Source organism: Streptomyces nitrosporeus (assembly GCF_008704555.1).
Taxonomy (GTDB): Bacteria; Actinomycetota; Actinomycetes; order Streptomycetales; family Streptomycetaceae; genus Streptomyces; species Streptomyces nitrosporeus.
The window spans coordinates 4,975,756-4,990,119 of the sequence record NZ_CP023702.1; the positions used below are offsets into that span (position 1 = coordinate 4,975,756).

Below are 14,364 nucleotides of genomic sequence, written 5' to 3' on the forward strand. Positions count from 1 at the left end.
GAAGGGGTATCTTGCCCGTCGGCATATGCCACAGGTGTACCCGCGGTGCCGTTCCGCAGGGGCGGTCAGGGCCGTATCGGGTCGCCGGCCAGCAGGGACCGCCCGAACTCGATCATCTTCTCGGCGTAGTCCTCGGTCCACTCCGCGCGCTCGGCTATGTCCGCGGCCGTGAGCCGGTCGAACCGGCGGGGGTCGGCGAGCTGCGCGGCCGCCACGGCCTGGAACTCGACGGCCCGGTCGGTCGCGGCCCGGAACGCCAGCGTCAGCTCCGTCGCCCTGGCCAGCAGCTCCCGTGGATCGTCCATCGACTCCAGGTCGAAGAAGTGCTCCGGGTCGGCCGCCGCCGCGGACGGCTCGAAGAGCAGGGGCGCGGGACGGAGCCGCCGCTGCTCGCTCCGCTCGGGTTGTGCCATGTGGTTCTTTCCTTCCTCGCACGGCCGGACGGCCACCTTCCATTGTCCCGCCCGGCGCAAGAGGGCTTCCCGCCCCGGGAGCACCCGATGCGCGCCGCCCGGCACTTCCGGGGGCGGCCCGGCGCACGGGCCGGCCCCCGGGCGCGGGCCGCGACGGTCAGGGCCGCCCCCGGGCGCGGGGCCGCCGCGGCGGTCAGGGCCGCCAGCGGACGCGGTGCCCGGCCAGGTGGGCCAGGACCGCGTGGTTGGCCTCCCACCCGTCCGGGAACTTCACCGTCACGCCCAGCTGGACCGGTTCCGTCGACGGGTGCTCGTCCAGCAGGTCCGCGACCCCCTCCCGGCACACCACCACACACGCGTGGCGATGCCGGGAGGCCAGCACGCACAGGCGGCCGGTCTCCAGATGGAAGGCCGTGGCGTCCGGGCGGCCGGAGAGCGGGTGCAGGACCACCGTCACGTCGAACTCGCGTCCCTGGAGCCGGTTCGCGGTGTCCACCGTCACGCCCCTCATGTCCAGCTCCGCCAGGGCCGCCCGCACCGCCGCCGCCTGGTCGCGGTGGGCCGTACCCACGGCGACCCGGCCGGCCGTCACCGGGACCGGGTCCGGGGAGCGCTCGCCGGTCGCGAGGCCGCCCCGGTCCAGCAGTCTGCGCACCACCAGGGCCACCGCGCGCACGGCCTCCGGGTCGGTACGGGGCGTGTGGCGGGCGGGCAGCTCCAGCAGGCCCCAGCCCGACTCCGCCGCCTCGTCCAGCACCCGGTCGGGGCCCGAACCGTCCGACGGGACACCGAACGACAGACGCCGGTCGCCGTGGTCCGTACCGCTGCGGAACGGGGTGTACGGGTAGAAGGCGGCCGAGACCAGTGGGGCCGCCGACGCCGGGAGCCGCCAGGACACCGGGAGCCGGTGCTGCGGCAGATCCGGGTTGTGCGCCAGCAGCGTGGAGACCGCGCTCGCCGACGGGTCGTACGCCAGCCCCGCCCACTGGTCCGCGCCCACGATCGAGAAGGGGTCCAGCTGGCCCGGGTCCCCGACGAACAGCGCGCGCTCGAACAGCCCCGCCACGGCGAGCAGCGCGTCCGAGCGCATCTGGTACGCCTCGTCGACGATGGCGTGGCCCCACGGCTCCACGTTCTTCACATGGGCCCACTTCGCGGCCGTGGACAGCACGATGTCCAGGCCCGCCAGATCCGCCGCCTTCGACGACGTGACCACGTTGTCCAGGCTGTCCAGGACCTTGTCGTACGGATCGGAGTCGCTGCTGTGCAGCCGGCCCACCGGCAGCTCGGGGGCCTTCTCGGCCAGCCGGGTCACCAGGTCGTCCACCTGGGCGTTGGTCTGCGCCACCACCATCAGCGGGCGGCCCGCGGCGGCCAGCTCCAGAGCGGCGCGCACCACCAGCGTCGACTTGCCCGCACCCGGCGGCGAATCCACCACCACCCCGCGCGCCGTACCCCGCAGGGTGTCCGTGAGGATCGCGTCGGTCGCCCGCGCCGCCGCCGCGGACGGGTCGGTCACGGCAGTCACAGGAGGTCCTCCGCGGTGACGGGGTCGGGCTGCTCGGCCGCTGGGGCGGAGCCCGGAGGCCCGCCGTGCGTCCACGGGGTGTCCTCCGCGTCCGGCAGCTTCGGGCCGCCCCGCTGGTCGTGTTCGAACAGTGTCCAGACGATACGGTCACCCGGCTCGGGCACCGAACCGGCGGCCGGCTCCCTGCCCCGCCCCATCCGGTCGGTGATCCGCAGCACCACCAGGACGGCGGGGTCCGCCGCGTCCCCGGCCGGGGCCGGCTCCCCGGCGGCGTAACCGACGAACTCCGCCGTCTGCGGCTTCCCGTCCAGCGAGCGGTAGACCTTGGTGCGTTCCCCCAGATGCGGACGCTCCTCGGTGAGCACCGTCACCAGCGGGCGGGGGGAGGGGCGCTTCGACTCGGTGTACGCCATCTCCACACCGGTGACCTCGCCGAGGAACGCCTCCCCGGCCAGCCGCCGCCCCGCCAGCACCAGCGGATCGTCCAGCGCCTCCTGGGCCTCCAGCTGCGCCTGGGCCGCCTCCCGGGAGGCCAGCTTCCGGGCCGCCGTCACCGCGTCGTCCCGGCGGGGCTGCGGCGGTTCGCCCGCCCGCACCCGGTCCCGGTGACCGGTGAACGACCAGCGGTCCCTGGTCCAGCGGTCGGCCACCCGGGAGCCCTCCGGCAGCTCCCGCAGCAGATCGAGCGCGCGCCACACGGCGTCCCAGGTCGGCAGCATCACCTGGGCGAGCAGCGCCCGGACGCCCTGCTCGGCGCGGTGCACCTCGCCGAGCAGGGCGTCCGCCGCGAGGCCGTCCTGGGCCGCGGCCAGGGCCGTGCGCGCCCGGTCGTACGCCTCGATCGCAGGCGCCAGCAGCTTGTTGTCGAAGGCCGGGTCCGTGGCCGGACCCGCCGGCGGGCAGCGCAACTGCCCCTCGCCGTCCCGGTCCAGCTCGGCACGGAGCGCCGCCTCGGCGCCGCTCTCCCCGGCCGGCGGGTCGATCCAGGCGAGGAGCGCCCCCAGGTGCTGGTCCTCCAGACTGCTCTGGCCCGTCGCCCAGTGCCGGTTCAGCAGGTCCGTCGCCGCCGGCAGCAGGGAGGAGCCGGGAACCCGGGCCCGCTCGCCGTAGTGCGTCAGCCAGCGGCCCAGCAGCGGGACGCGGGCCGGCGCCGGGTAGGGGATGTCCGGATCGTCCTCGGCCGTGCGCCGGAACCGCATGGACCGCCCGAGCAGCCGGACGAAGTCGACGCCCGCCCTGCTCGGCACGACCAGCTGCGCGGCGTCCACGCAGAGCTCCACCTCGACCTTGGTCTTCCGGCCCGTCTCCGGGTCCACCTCGCTGCGCTCGGCCGGCTCGACGGCGTCGGCGTGCGCGTCGATGTGCGGCAGCACGGCCTCCGCCAGCTCGGCCAGGAACGCGAAACGCAGATCGCGGTCGCGCGGCTGGGCCACCGCGAGCAGCCGGGGCGCCCGGCGGTCCGTACCGACCAGCGCGCCGAGCGGGGCGCCCGCCTCACCGGCGGTGGTCAGCGGGACCAGGACCAGCGGCCGGTCCGTCAGACGGCGGTGGCGCACGGTGGCCAGCGGCTGGGCCCGCCCGCTGTCCACCGCCTCCAGCCGCGCCAGGGTGTCGATCAGTGACACGGAGCGGCCTCCCGTGCGGTCCGGAGCGCCTGGGCACGCAGCGCCGCGGCCCGGCGCAGGGCGGCCACGGCCGGATCCGCCGGGTCACCCTCCTTGCCGGCCGCGGCGGCCAGCACCCCGGCCACCGTCGTCAGGCCGCCGAGCTCCCCCCGCACCCCGCGGCCCAGCGCCTCCACCGCCCCCGCGGCGCGGGCCTTCGCCCGGCAGTGGAAGGCCAGCTCACAGGCGGACAGGCATTCGGGGGCGTACGCGGCGGGCACCGCGTCGACGGCGGTGCCCAGCTCCCCGGGTGTACACGAGGGATCGAAGGTGACGCCCTCGGGGAGGGCGGCGGCGATGTCCTCCACCCGGGTCAGCCGGTCCAGCTGCCGGCGGGTCACCGCCCGCTGCCTGCGTACGTCCACCACCGAGGCCGTCGGCAGGTTGGAGAAGTCCTTCGGGCAGACCAGCAGCACCTGGTGCCCGATCCGCGCACCCTCGGTCAGCGCCGCAGTCCGCTCCAGCGCCAGGACGTAGACGGCGGACTGGCGGGCCGCCGCACCGACCTTCGCGGCGTCCGCCGACCCGTCGATCATGGGGAACGACTTGATCTCGACGACCGTCCAGGTGCCGTCGGGGTGCACCACCACGGCGTCCGGCTCCAGGTGGACGGGCGAGCCCGCCACCTCCAGGGCCAGCATCGGATGGTCCAGCAGCGTCCAGCCGCCCGCCGCCGTGGCCTCGCGCAACGCCAGTGCCGTCCGCGCGGTGCGGCCCTCGGGACCGGCGGCCGTCAGGTCCGGGACCACCGCCTCACCGGGGGCGTCCGCCCCGCCGCCGAGCCGTTCGGCCAGCAGCCGCAGCAGCTCCGTGCCGCCGTCGGCCTTGACCCGCGCCTCGAAGGCGTTGCCCCGGACGAAGGCGAACTGCGACTGCCCGAACGCGGCCGACACGCCGAGCGCGTCCGCCAGGACGCCCTTGTCGACACCGGCGCCGTCCAGGAGGGCGCGCCGCTTGCACCCGGGGTTCGCGGCGAGCGCGGCCAGTGCGCGGGCGTCCAGCGGGTGCGGGGGGACGGACGCGCCGCGCAGCTCAGCGAGCCGCTGCCGGAGCGTCGTCGTCGGCGGCTGCCGTGGCCCCGGCGGCGGTAGGGCCGCCGGCTGGGACGGGATCTGCGGAGGCGGTTCGCTGGCCGGGAATTCGCTCACCCGCGGAAGTCTTGCATCCGCCGCCGACAATCGGGGACCCCACGGGGGGTACGGGCGCGGGAACAGGGGTGCCGCGGGCCCGGATCCGGGCCTTGACCCGGTCGGCGATCCGCATGACCGGCCTGGTCAGCAGGGCCCCGGCCCCCATCACGGCGGCTCCGGCGACCGCGTCGAGGAAGTAGTGGTTCGCCGTGCCCATCACCACGAACACGGTGACCAGCGGATAGAGGATCCCGATGGCCCGCACGGCCGGACGGCGGCCGTAGCGCCACAGCAGGATCCCGCACCACACGGCCCACCCGACGTGCAGGCTGGGCATCGCCGCGTACTGGTTGGTCATCCCGCTGAGCCCCCGCGGGGCGCTCGCGCCCGCGCCCCACCAGCCGTACTGGCTGTACTGGGCCATGGTGTCGACGAAGCCGTGCGGGGCGTCGAGCAGCCGGGGCGGGCACGTCGGCATCAGCGTGAAGCCGATCAGGCCGAGGAGCGTGGACGTCATCAGCCAGGTCCTGGCCGCCCGGTAGGCGCCCGGCCTGCGGCGGAAGAGCCACACCAGGACGGCGGGGGTGACCAGGTAGTGCAGGGAGGCGTAGGCGAAGTCGGCCGGTATCCCCAGCCAGGCGTGCTCGGTCAGCAGCCGGTTGAGGGGGTGCTCCGCGTTGAGGTGCAGCGCCTTCTCCAGGCGGAGGATGGCCAGGCCGTTCTCCACGGCCGCCGGGACGTTCTCGTGGACCAGGAGCCGGCCCAGCGAGTACAGCCCGTACACCACGGCGATCAGCGGCAGTTCCGTCCACCAGCGGGGCCGGGGGCCGGAAGAGCGGGTCGCGGCGGTGGCGTGCGGCATCCGGTGGCTCTCCCCTGTTCATGCGGTCGACGGCGGGCGTTCAACCGTACGGTGGACGTGGGCCTGGCGGCCCGGCGGGGCGGGCCGCCCGCGGACAGGCGCGGACCGTGCCCCGCTAAGGGACGTCGGCGGCGCCCCGTGGGTTGCCCGTGAGGGCGGTGAGAGATGATGGAACGGGCCGTGCCGCACCGGCGTCCCGGCCGGTGGCCGCCACGGCCGCCCCTCCTCGCAGTCCAGGACACCGCTGTCCCGGACCCACCAGATCCTAGGGTCCCCCGATTTTCGGATCTCAGTACTTTTCAGGGAGAGCCGTCATGGCACCGCGAATCCTGCTGGCCCGGCACGGCCAGACGCAGTGGTCGCTCCAGGGCAACCACACCGGCAGGACAGACATCCCCCTTCTCGACGCGGGCCGGGAGGGCGCGAAGCTCCTCGGCGAACGGCTGCACCGGGAGCCCTGGGCCGGGCTGACCGGGGTGGAGGTGCGGACCAGCCCCCTCGTCCGGGCGGCGGAGACCTGCGCCATCGCCGGTTTCGGCGACCGGGCCGAACCGTGGGACGCGCTGATGGAGTGGGACTACGGGGACTACGAGGGGCTGACCCCGGCGCAGATCAAGGACGGCCGGCCCGACTGGCTGATCTGGCGCGACGGGGTCCCCGGCGGGGAGTCCATGGCCGGCATCACCGCCCGGGCGGACGCGATCGTGGAATGGGCGCGCTCGGCCGACCGGGACGTCCTGGTCTTCGCCCACGGGCACATCCTGCGGGTGCTGGGGGCGCGCTGGCTCGGCGAGGACATCGCGTTCGGCGCCCGGCTCCGGCTCGACCCGACCTCGCTGTCGGTGCTGGGGTGGGCGTACGGCCTGCCGGCCCTGGAGCGCTGGAACGACACGGGACACCTGGACGGCTGAACGGGCGGGCCGCCCGGCGGGCGGCGCGGGGCACGCCGTCCCGCGCGCTCATCCGCCGGGCGCCGGCCGTCCCGGCCGTCCCGGCCGTCGCGGTGGTCACACCGGCACGGCCGCGTAGCGGTCCAGCAGCGCCGTCACCTGGGGGCCGCCCTGCGGGGCCAGTGCCCGCACCGTGTCCGCCAGCATGATCCGGATGCGCGAGGAGTGGACCCGTTCCAGCAGGTCCAGCACCTGGTGGCAGGCGTCCGCGGCCTCGTCCGCCGTCCCCGCGCGGGTGAGGTCCCCGGCCAGCTGGGCCTGGTACAGCGCGAGGTTCCGGGTGAAGTGCGGGTCCTGCAGACGGGCGGCCCGCCGCGCGTGCCAGCACGCCTTCGGCCAGTCGCCCAGCGCCGACCAGCACTGGGCGATCAGGAACTCCAGCTCCGCCTCCCGGAAGAAGCTCATCCACTCCAGGTCGGTGCCCGCGGCCCCCCGCTCGAACGCCGTACGCGCCCTGCCGATCGCCTGCTCGCAGCCCGAACGGTCCCCGAGCACCGCCCGGCCGCCCGCCTCCCGCAGCGAGAGCAGGGCCAGCAGCCTCGGCGAGCCCAGCGGACGGGCCACCCGCAGTCCGGCCTCCGCCGCCCGTACCGCCTCGCGGGCGCGCCCCATGTCCCGGGCCAGGAACGACGTGTTGCAGAAGGCGTGGGCCTCCAGCGCCGCGTCCCCGGCCAGCCGGGCCGTCGCGAGGGCTTCCGCGTAGTGCGAGCGGGCGTCGTCGAGGTGGCCCGAGTCGTGCGCGAGCCAGCCCACCGAGATCGCCAGCTCACCGGCGCTGGAGTACAGCCGGTCCACCGTGCTGCGGCGGGCCGTGGTGCCCGCGTCGAGCAGGGCGAAGGCGACCCGCAGCGGTTCGACCGCCTTGAGGTAGAGGCCGTCGGCACCGTGCCGGTCGTCCAGCAGCCGGATCTCCCGGACCGCCTTCTCCACCGCACCGACCTCGGCCTCACCCACCCGCCGCTGGACGGGCACGGTGAGCGGGCCGGCCGCGGCGGACGGCCCGCCCAGGCCCAGGGAAGCGGCCGCCACCGTGGCGGTTCCGCTGGTCATGAACACGCGACGCAGCACGTCGCACTCCTCGTCGGTATCGCTGTCGAGCGTGGGGGAAAGGGACAGCTCGTACGGGACCAGCCGGGCTGCCGTGCGCGCCCCCCGCCCGCGCACGCTCTCGCGGGCCGAGAATCCCAGGTCCACCAGGGTCGCCCCGGGGAACATGTGCAGGAACACCCGTTCGTACGCGTAGTTGGGGCAGCGGATCTCGCCGGCCTCCACGCGTCCGATGTACCGGGCGTCGCACGCGACCTGTTCACCGATCTCGCGCGCGGCTCTGCGGACGGCCGCCGCGAACTCCCCCGCGGAGCGCCGGCCGCGCAGCCGACGGAAGACGAGGTTGGGAACTGCCCGTGTCGACACCATGGCGGGGCCCTCTCTGGTGCAGCCGGGCTCCTGCTTCCGGTGTCCCGGCGGAGCAAGAACGTACCTGTCATGGCAGGACACACATACGGCAATTAGTCATAAAGGAGACATCTCTCCTGCAATCCGCCATGAACTGCCACCCTTTGCGGCGGTGTGCCGCCGTAGCCCTTGACGCGGCAGGCACGTTGGTCCATGCGGAGACGGGGTGCGGTTCCCGTCCCGAGACGAGAAGGAGGGGGTTCCCATGACGCACTTCGGACCGGACACCACCCCGTGCGACCTGGTGACCGTCCCGGCACGTCAGGGCCTGGAGGCCGTGGACATCCTGCGCAGGGGCGTCGACCACGCGGCCGTCGGGCCCGTCCTGCACGACGGTGCCTGCTCCACGCTCGGCTTCCTGGTGCCGCCGGGCACCGCGGACGGCTGGGACGTCCCCGGCAGCGCCTGTACGCGCACGGACGGCCGCGGGCTCCGCATCCCCGCCGAGCCGCCCGTCGCCGGGGGCGGCTGGCTCCTGCCCCCCGGAGCCGACGCCCCCGTCACCGACCCGGACGCGCTGCGGGCCGCGCTGGACCAGGCGGCCCTGCTCATCGAGGCGGCCGACAACCGGCGGTGAGGCGATAATGGCCGGGCAGGCGGAATCCCGCCGCCGGTCCGCCCCCGGGCGGTCCGTCCCACAGGAACACCGGCCGTACGGGCCCGGACGCACCGGCCGCGCCGGCCCCGGCGCACCGGCCGGCCCGGTCAGCGAGGACGAGCGCACGTGGCACGCCGAGAGACATCCGCCAAGGGCGCCGGAGCCCGTAAACGGTCCGAGCGGCCCTCCGCGCACACCCGGGAGACCGTCTCGGCCCCGGTGGACGGCGGCCTCGCCGAACTCGTCCCCGACCGCGAACGCCCCCGGGCCCGCACCCTGCTGCTGGACGGCGCCCCGCAGTCCCATGTGGACCTCGACGACCCGGCGTACCTCTCCTTCGAGTACCAGCGCAGGCTCGGCCACGTCATCGACCTCGCCGCACCCCCGAAGCAGCCGCTGCACGTCGTGCACCTGGGCGGCGGCGCCTTCACCCTCGCCCGCTACATCGCCGCGACCCGCCCCCGGTCCACCCAGCAGATCGTGGAACTCGACGCACCACTGGTCCAGTTCGTACGCCGGGAACTCCCGCTGGACCCACAGGCCCGGATACGCGTGCGTGCCGCCGACGCCCGCGAGGGCCTCGGCAGGATCCAGGACGGCTGGGCGGACCTGATCGTCGCCGACGTCTTCAGCGGGGCCCGTACGCCCGCGCACCTCACCTCCGCCGAATTCCTCGCCGAGGTCCGCCGGGTGCTCAAACCGGGCGGCCAGTACGCCGCCAACCTCGCCGACGGACCACCGCTCGCCCACCTCCGCGGCCAGATCGCCACCGCCGCCTCGCTCTTCCCCGAACTCGCGCTGGCCGCCGACCCCACCGTCTGGCGGGGCCGCCGCTTCGGCAACGCCGTCCTGGTCGCCTCCGACCTGCCGATCGCCGTCGCCGAGCTGACCCGGCGGGTGGCGGGCGATCCGCACCCCGGCCGTGTCGAACACGGGCGCGCCCTGGCCGACTTCACCGGCGGCGCCGCCGTCGTCACCGACGCGGACGCCCGGCCGTCCCCGCCCCCGCCGCCCGGCACCTTCGGCTGAACCCGCCGCCCGGTACCTGTCCGGTGCCCTCGCCCGGCACCACCGGCCGGGGCCGCCGCACGCGTCTGACCGCGCGCCCGGGTCCGTCACTGCTCGACCACCTCGGTCCGGGGCGGATGGCCGTTCCAGGTGCAGAAGACCGAGACCGTCGCCCCCCGACCCGTCACCGAAGTCCACCCGGATCCACCGGGTGTTCGGCCGCGCCCGCATCGACCAGCCGGGTTCCGGCGTGGCCGGGACGAGCTCCGCCGCGTCGTCCGACAGCTCCAGCACTACACACGTCCGCCCCGTGTCGCGACGCTGCGCACCGCCCCGGAGGGCACGGGCGGCGCGGGACGGGCGCCGTGGGGTCCACAGGGCTGGACCTGGACATCGTCCACCGGGTCGCCGAATCCACCGGCGGGGACCTGCGGATCGGACGCTCGGTGCTCGGCGGCACGGAGGTGCGTCTCCGGATCGCCCTGGACGGGGCGCGCCGGGAGGGGGACCGGCTGGGCCGGCGCGGTGGACGGCGGCGGTACCGGAACGCGGACGGCGCCTTCCGGAAAGGCCGTTCGAGGGCTCTGCGGGCCGCTCCGGGGCCCCCGGAGCCCCGTTGGAGCCGGGACGGCGGACCGAGGCGGAACCGGGCCGCTGAGCGGGTCTGCGCCGCTTTGCGCCCTCCCCGGCGAACCCTCCCCACCGGCGGCGGAGTTCGGGGAAAGAACGCGGAAGCGCTCCCGCACCCCCCAGGAAGCCCCCGGGACGGCTCACCCCGTTCATTTTCCGGCGGGCCTTCCGGCCCGGACCGAAACCTTTGCCGCACCTTGGAATCCGGCACCGCGATCGGCCACCGGACGCGTCCCTCCTGCGGCCCAGGAGCCCCGGTTCGGGCCCAATACCCCTCTGACCTGCGGAAATTGGGAGAACGGCTTCGACGGCATGCAGTATGTGCGCATGAACGCAAGACTGCGGTCGGACACGGTCGCGTGACTTGAAGGACACACTCGGGCAACGGAAGCGTCTTCAAGTCTTGACACCCACCCCCCTGAGGCAGCAATCTTCCGGCATCAGCGCATGGGAGCGCTCCCATATCGAACGAGGTTTTTCGCTCGTACGGGGACGACACCGCCCATGTCCTTCCCGTACCCCTGGCACCCGCACCCACCAGCGCGAATGCCGAGCAGATCGAACGCCAGTCCCACCTTGGAACAAGGAGTAGTGGAATGCGCATCACCCGCACCGTCGCAGGTAGAAGCCGCAGAACCGCCGTCATGGCCACCACCGGTCTCACCGCAGCGGCCCTGCTGCTGACCGGTTGCAGCGATTCGGGTTCGGACTCCGAGGAGGCCGCCGACGCGAACGGCAAGATCACCTTGACCCTGGCCGACTTCGGTCAGTTCGGGTACAAGGAGGCGGGCCTCTACGAGAAGTACGAGAAGGCCAACCCGAACATCAAGATCAAGGTCAACACCACGGCCGACGAGAAGATCTACTACCCCAAGTTCCTCCAGCAGCTCAACACGGGCAGCGGACTGGCCGACGTCCAGGGCATCGAGGTCGGCCGCGTCAAGGAGCTCGTCGACACCAAGGCCGACGCGTTCGCGGACCTGTCCGAGGCCATCGACACCAACCAGTGGGTCAACTGGAAGTCCCTGCAGGCCACCACCGACGAGGGCAAGGTGATCGGCGCCGGTACCGACATCGGCCCGATGTCGCTCTGCTACCGCCGTGACCTGTTCGAGCAGGCCGGTCTGCCGGCCGACCGCGAAGAGGTCGCCGCGAAGGTCGCCGGCGGCTGGGAGGACTACCTCAAGATGGGTGAGGAGTACCAGAAGAAGGCGCCGAAGGACACCTTCTTCATGGACTCCGCCAGCGCCATGTACAACGGCGTGGTCAGCTCCAACGAGGAGCAGTACTACTCCAAGGACGGCAAGGCGATCTACAAGGAGAGCGCCGGCGTCCAGGCGGGCTGGGACCTCGCCGCCGAGGCGGCCGAGAAGAAGCTGACCGCCGGTCTGCCGCAGTTCAGCGACAAGTGGCAGGCGGCCCTGCGCAAGGGCACCGTCGCCACCGTGGCCTGCCCCGCGTGGATGGCCGCGCAGATCTCCACGTACGCCGGTGACGCGTTCAAGGGCAAGTGGGACATCGCCCGCACCCCGGGCCAGACCGCTGCCAACTGGGGCGGCTCCTTCCTGGGTGTGCCCGCCAAGGGCAAGCACGTCAAGGAGGCCATGGCCTTCGTCAAGTGGCTGACCGCCCCCGAGCAGCAGGCCGCCGTGTTCAAGGCCGTCGGTGTCTTCCCGTCGAACAAGGGCGCCTACGAGCTTCCCGAGGTCAAGGAAGCCAAGCTCCCCTACTTCAACGACGCTCCCATCGGTGAGATCTACGCCGAGGAGTCCCAGGTGATCCCGGCCGCGGTGCTCGGCCCGAAGGACGGTGTCATCAAGGACACCATCTCGACCCAGATCAACAACATGGAGACGCGGGGCACCAGCTCCGACGACGCCTGGAAGGCCGCCACGGAGGCCATCGACAAGGTGATCGGCTGACCCTCTCCGCTGCGGGCGGACCCGGACGCCTACCGAGCGTCCCGGTCCGCCCGCACCGGCGCCGGTCCAGGGAAGTGTCCGGCAGATCTTGACCAGGGGTGCGACGCCTGACCCTGATCCACCGGACACCTCCAGCGGCCGACCCCGCGCATGGAACCCGACACCTCCGCCGGACCTGACCAGAATCCGGCCTGCCCCTGCGGTGTCGGCACACCCCAGGGAAGGACTCCCACCTGTGGCAACATCGACCCCCACCCGGGGCGCACACGGCTCGAAGCCGGACCGCCGCGCCCCGAAGGCCATCTCCCCCGGCCGCCAGGCATGGCGCAGCCGGCTGTGGCGCTTCGACGACAAGGCCTCGCCCTACGCGTACATCGCACCCTTCTTCCTCGTCTTCGGGGCCTTCGGGCTCTACCCGCTCATCTACACAGGCTGGATCGCCCTCCACAAGGTGGAGATGACCAACCTCGACCAGATGGAATGGGTCGGCTGGGAGAACTTCAGCACGATCCTCCAGGACTCCGAGTTCTGGACGGCCGTCAGCAACACCTTCATCATCGGTGTCATCTCCACCGTCCCGCAGCTGCTGGTCGCACTGGGCCTGGCCCACCTGCTCAACTACAAGCTGCGCGCCAGCACCTTCTGGCGGACGATCATCCTCACCCCGTACGCCACCTCCGTGGCCTCGGCGGCCCTCGTCTTCGCCCTGGTCTTCCGGGTCGACGGCGGTCTGCTGAACTGGCTGCTGAGCTTCGTCGGACTGGACGGCATCGACTGGGCCAGCGGACACTGGACGTCCAAGATCGCCATCGCGGTCATCGTGATCTGGCGCTGGACCGGCTACAACGCGCTGATCTACCTCGCCGCGATGCAGGCCGTCCCCTCCGACCTCTACGAGGCGGCCTCGATCGACGGAGCCTCGCGCTGGCAGCAGTTCCGCAACGTGACGATCCCCGCTCTGCGGCCCACGATCCTCTTCACGATCGTCATCTCCACCATCGGTTCGATGCAGCTGTTCGGTGAGCCGCTGCTCCTCGAAGGCGGTGCCAACGGAGCGCAGGGCGGCAGCGAGCACCAGTACGAGACACTCAGCATCTACCTCTACAACTACGGCTGGAACCTCCTGCACCTCGGTCCGGCCGCCGCCGTCGCCTGGGCCATGCTCGCCCTGCTGCTGCTGATTGCCGCGATCAACTGGCTCGTCGGGCGCGTCACGCGCAAGTCCGCGGCCTGACCGGGAGCGATAACCATGACCACGACCCATACCGTCACCGCCCCGGACCGCCGCAGCGTGTCCAAGAACGACGTCCCCGGCGCGCCTGCCCGGCGCAACCGGTTCAAGCAGGGCGCGGGCCGCCAGCACCACGCCGGCCCCTTCGCCTACATCGCCCTCGCCGTCGTCGGCTTCGGCTCGCTCTTCCCGCTCTACTGGACGCTCGTCGCGGCCTCCCGGAGCCAGGAGGAGATCCTCGACAGCACCCCGCCGCTCATCCCCGGCGGCAACCTGTTCAGCAACCTGGAAGCCGCCTGGGAACAGGCACAGCTCGGCAAGGCCATCTGGAACACGCTCATCGTCTCGGCCAGCATCACCGCCGCGACGCTGTTCTTCTGCACCCTGGCCGGCTACGCCTTCGCCAAGCTGCGCTTCAAGGGCCGCGGCGCCCTGATGACGATGGTCATCGCCACCCTGACGGTCCCCCCGCAGCTCAGCGTCGTCCCGCTGTTCATGATGATGTCGGACATCGGCTGGGGCGGTCAGCTGGAGTCGGTGATCTTCCCGACCCTGGTCAGCGCGTTCGGTGTGTTCTTCATGCGCCAGTACCTCCTGGAGGCGCTGCCGTACGAACTCATCGAGGCCGGCAAGGTGGACGGGGCGAACAACCTCCGGATCGTGTGGAGCATCGTGCTTCCGGTGGCCCGCCCGGCCATGATGGTGCTCGGTATGCTCACCTTCGTCCAGACGTGGAACGACTTCTTCTGGCCGTACCTCGCGCTGAACCAGGACAACCCCACCCTGCAGGTGGCACTCGGCCAGCTGAGCGCCTCCTACGTACCCGACCAGAGCATCGTGATGGCGGGCGCGCTCATCAGCACGCTCCCGCTGCTCATCGTGTTCGTGATCTTCGGCAAGCAGATCGTCGGAGGCATCATGTCCGGTGCCGTCAAGGGCTGAACCAGGCCCGCCTGTTCCGTCCTGTCCTTCC

At 73.1% G+C, this 14,364-nt stretch carries 12 protein-coding genes and 1 pseudogene; 7 read left to right on the top strand and 6 right to left on the bottom strand.

Annotation, left to right across the window (positions count from 1 at the left end; genetic code table 11):
• Positions 1-65 precede the first annotated feature (65 nt).
• The 5 genes from CP967_RS22055 to CP967_RS22075 all read right to left on the bottom strand — a co-directional run bounded on the left by CP967_RS22055 (position 66) and on the right by CP967_RS22075 (position 5,597).
• Positions 66-413 carry a hypothetical protein gene (locus CP967_RS22055; protein ID WP_150489629.1) on the bottom strand — a complete coding sequence of 116 codons (348 nt, stop codon included), beginning with the start codon at positions 411-413 and terminating at the stop codon, positions 66-68.
• 193 nt (positions 414-606) lie between these two features.
• Entirely contained in the window at positions 607-1,941 is a 1,335-nt protein-coding gene (locus CP967_RS22060; protein ID WP_150489630.1) for an AAA domain-containing protein, read from the bottom strand.
• Positions 1,938-3,566, bottom strand: coding sequence for a hypothetical protein (locus CP967_RS22065; RefSeq protein ID WP_150489631.1), 1,629 nt, complete (start codon positions 3,564-3,566; stop codon positions 1,938-1,940). Before CP967_RS22065 ends, CP967_RS22060 begins: the two co-directional genes overlap by 4 nt.
• Positions 3,557-4,753, bottom strand: coding sequence for a hypothetical protein (locus tag CP967_RS22070; RefSeq protein ID WP_150489632.1), 1,197 nt, complete (start codon positions 4,751-4,753; stop codon positions 3,557-3,559). The genes CP967_RS22065 and CP967_RS22070 overlap by 10 nt, the downstream gene beginning before the upstream one ends.
• Positions 4,638-5,597, bottom strand: coding sequence for a phosphatase PAP2 family protein (locus CP967_RS22075; protein WP_150489633.1), 960 nt, complete (start codon positions 5,595-5,597; stop codon positions 4,638-4,640). The genes CP967_RS22070 and CP967_RS22075 overlap by 116 nt, the downstream gene beginning before the upstream one ends.
• A 314-nt stretch (positions 5,598-5,911) precedes the next feature.
• Between CP967_RS22075 and CP967_RS22080 the strand changes: the two genes are divergently transcribed.
• Positions 5,912-6,508, top strand: a complete 597-nt coding sequence (locus CP967_RS22080) for a histidine phosphatase family protein (RefSeq protein ID WP_150489634.1) — start codon at positions 5,912-5,914, stop codon at positions 6,506-6,508.
• A gap of 96 nt (positions 6,509-6,604) precedes the next feature.
• On the opposite strand, the gene CP967_RS22085 is transcribed toward CP967_RS22080, so the two are convergent.
• Positions 6,605-7,963, bottom strand: a complete 1,359-nt coding sequence (locus CP967_RS22085) for an NsdA family TPR-like regulatory protein (protein ID WP_150489635.1) — start codon at positions 7,961-7,963, stop codon at positions 6,605-6,607.
• Positions 7,964-8,207: 244 nt separating this feature from the next.
• On the opposite strand from CP967_RS22085, the gene CP967_RS22090 reads away from it, so the two are divergent.
• The 6 genes and pseudogenes from CP967_RS22090 to CP967_RS22120 all read left to right on the top strand — a co-directional run bounded on the left by CP967_RS22090 (position 8,208) and on the right by CP967_RS22120 (position 14,333).
• Complete coding sequence (locus CP967_RS22090; RefSeq protein ID WP_150489636.1) at positions 8,208-8,579, top strand: hypothetical protein; 372 nt, start codon at positions 8,208-8,210, stop codon at positions 8,577-8,579.
• Between the two features lie 147 nt (positions 8,580-8,726).
• Positions 8,727-9,629: a spermidine synthase gene (locus CP967_RS22095; RefSeq protein WP_150489637.1), complete on the top strand. Its 903-nt coding sequence runs from the start codon at positions 8,727-8,729 to the stop codon at positions 9,627-9,629.
• A 296-nt stretch (positions 9,630-9,925) separates the two neighbouring features.
• Positions 9,926-10,198 (top strand): annotated as a pseudogene (locus CP967_RS34770) (ATP-binding protein); the annotation flags it as partial.
• A gap of 636 nt (positions 10,199-10,834) precedes the next feature.
• Positions 10,835-12,160: an ABC transporter substrate-binding protein gene (locus CP967_RS22110; protein ID WP_150489638.1), complete on the top strand. Its 1,326-nt coding sequence runs from the start codon at positions 10,835-10,837 to the stop codon at positions 12,158-12,160.
• A gap of 235 nt (positions 12,161-12,395) precedes the next feature.
• Entirely contained in the window at positions 12,396-13,394 is a 999-nt protein-coding gene (locus CP967_RS22115; protein WP_150489639.1) for a carbohydrate ABC transporter permease, read from the top strand.
• A 15-nt stretch (positions 13,395-13,409) separates the two neighbouring features.
• Positions 13,410-14,333, top strand: a complete 924-nt coding sequence (locus tag CP967_RS22120) for a carbohydrate ABC transporter permease (protein WP_150489640.1) — start codon at positions 13,410-13,412, stop codon at positions 14,331-14,333.
• Positions 14,334-14,364 lie beyond the last annotated feature (31 nt).

Coding starts and splice junctions, on each gene's coding strand:
- CP967_RS22085 (WP_150489635.1), bottom strand. CDS start 7,963: ATGGTGTCGACACGGGCAGTTCCCAACCTCGTCTTCCGTCGGCTGCGC.
- CP967_RS22075 (WP_150489633.1), bottom strand. CDS start 5,597: ATGCCGCACGCCACCGCCGCGACCCGCTCTTCCGGCCCCCGGCCCCGC.
- CP967_RS22120 (WP_150489640.1), top strand. CDS start 13,410: ATGACCACGACCCATACCGTCACCGCCCCGGACCGCCGCAGCGTGTCC.
- CP967_RS22090 (WP_150489636.1), top strand. CDS start 8,208: ATGACGCACTTCGGACCGGACACCACCCCGTGCGACCTGGTGACCGTC.
- CP967_RS22055 (WP_150489629.1), bottom strand. CDS start 413: ATGGCACAACCCGAGCGGAGCGAGCAGCGGCGGCTCCGTCCCGCGCCC.
- CP967_RS22080 (WP_150489634.1), top strand. CDS start 5,912: ATGGCACCGCGAATCCTGCTGGCCCGGCACGGCCAGACGCAGTGGTCG.
- CP967_RS22110 (WP_150489638.1), top strand. CDS start 10,835: ATGCGCATCACCCGCACCGTCGCAGGTAGAAGCCGCAGAACCGCCGTC.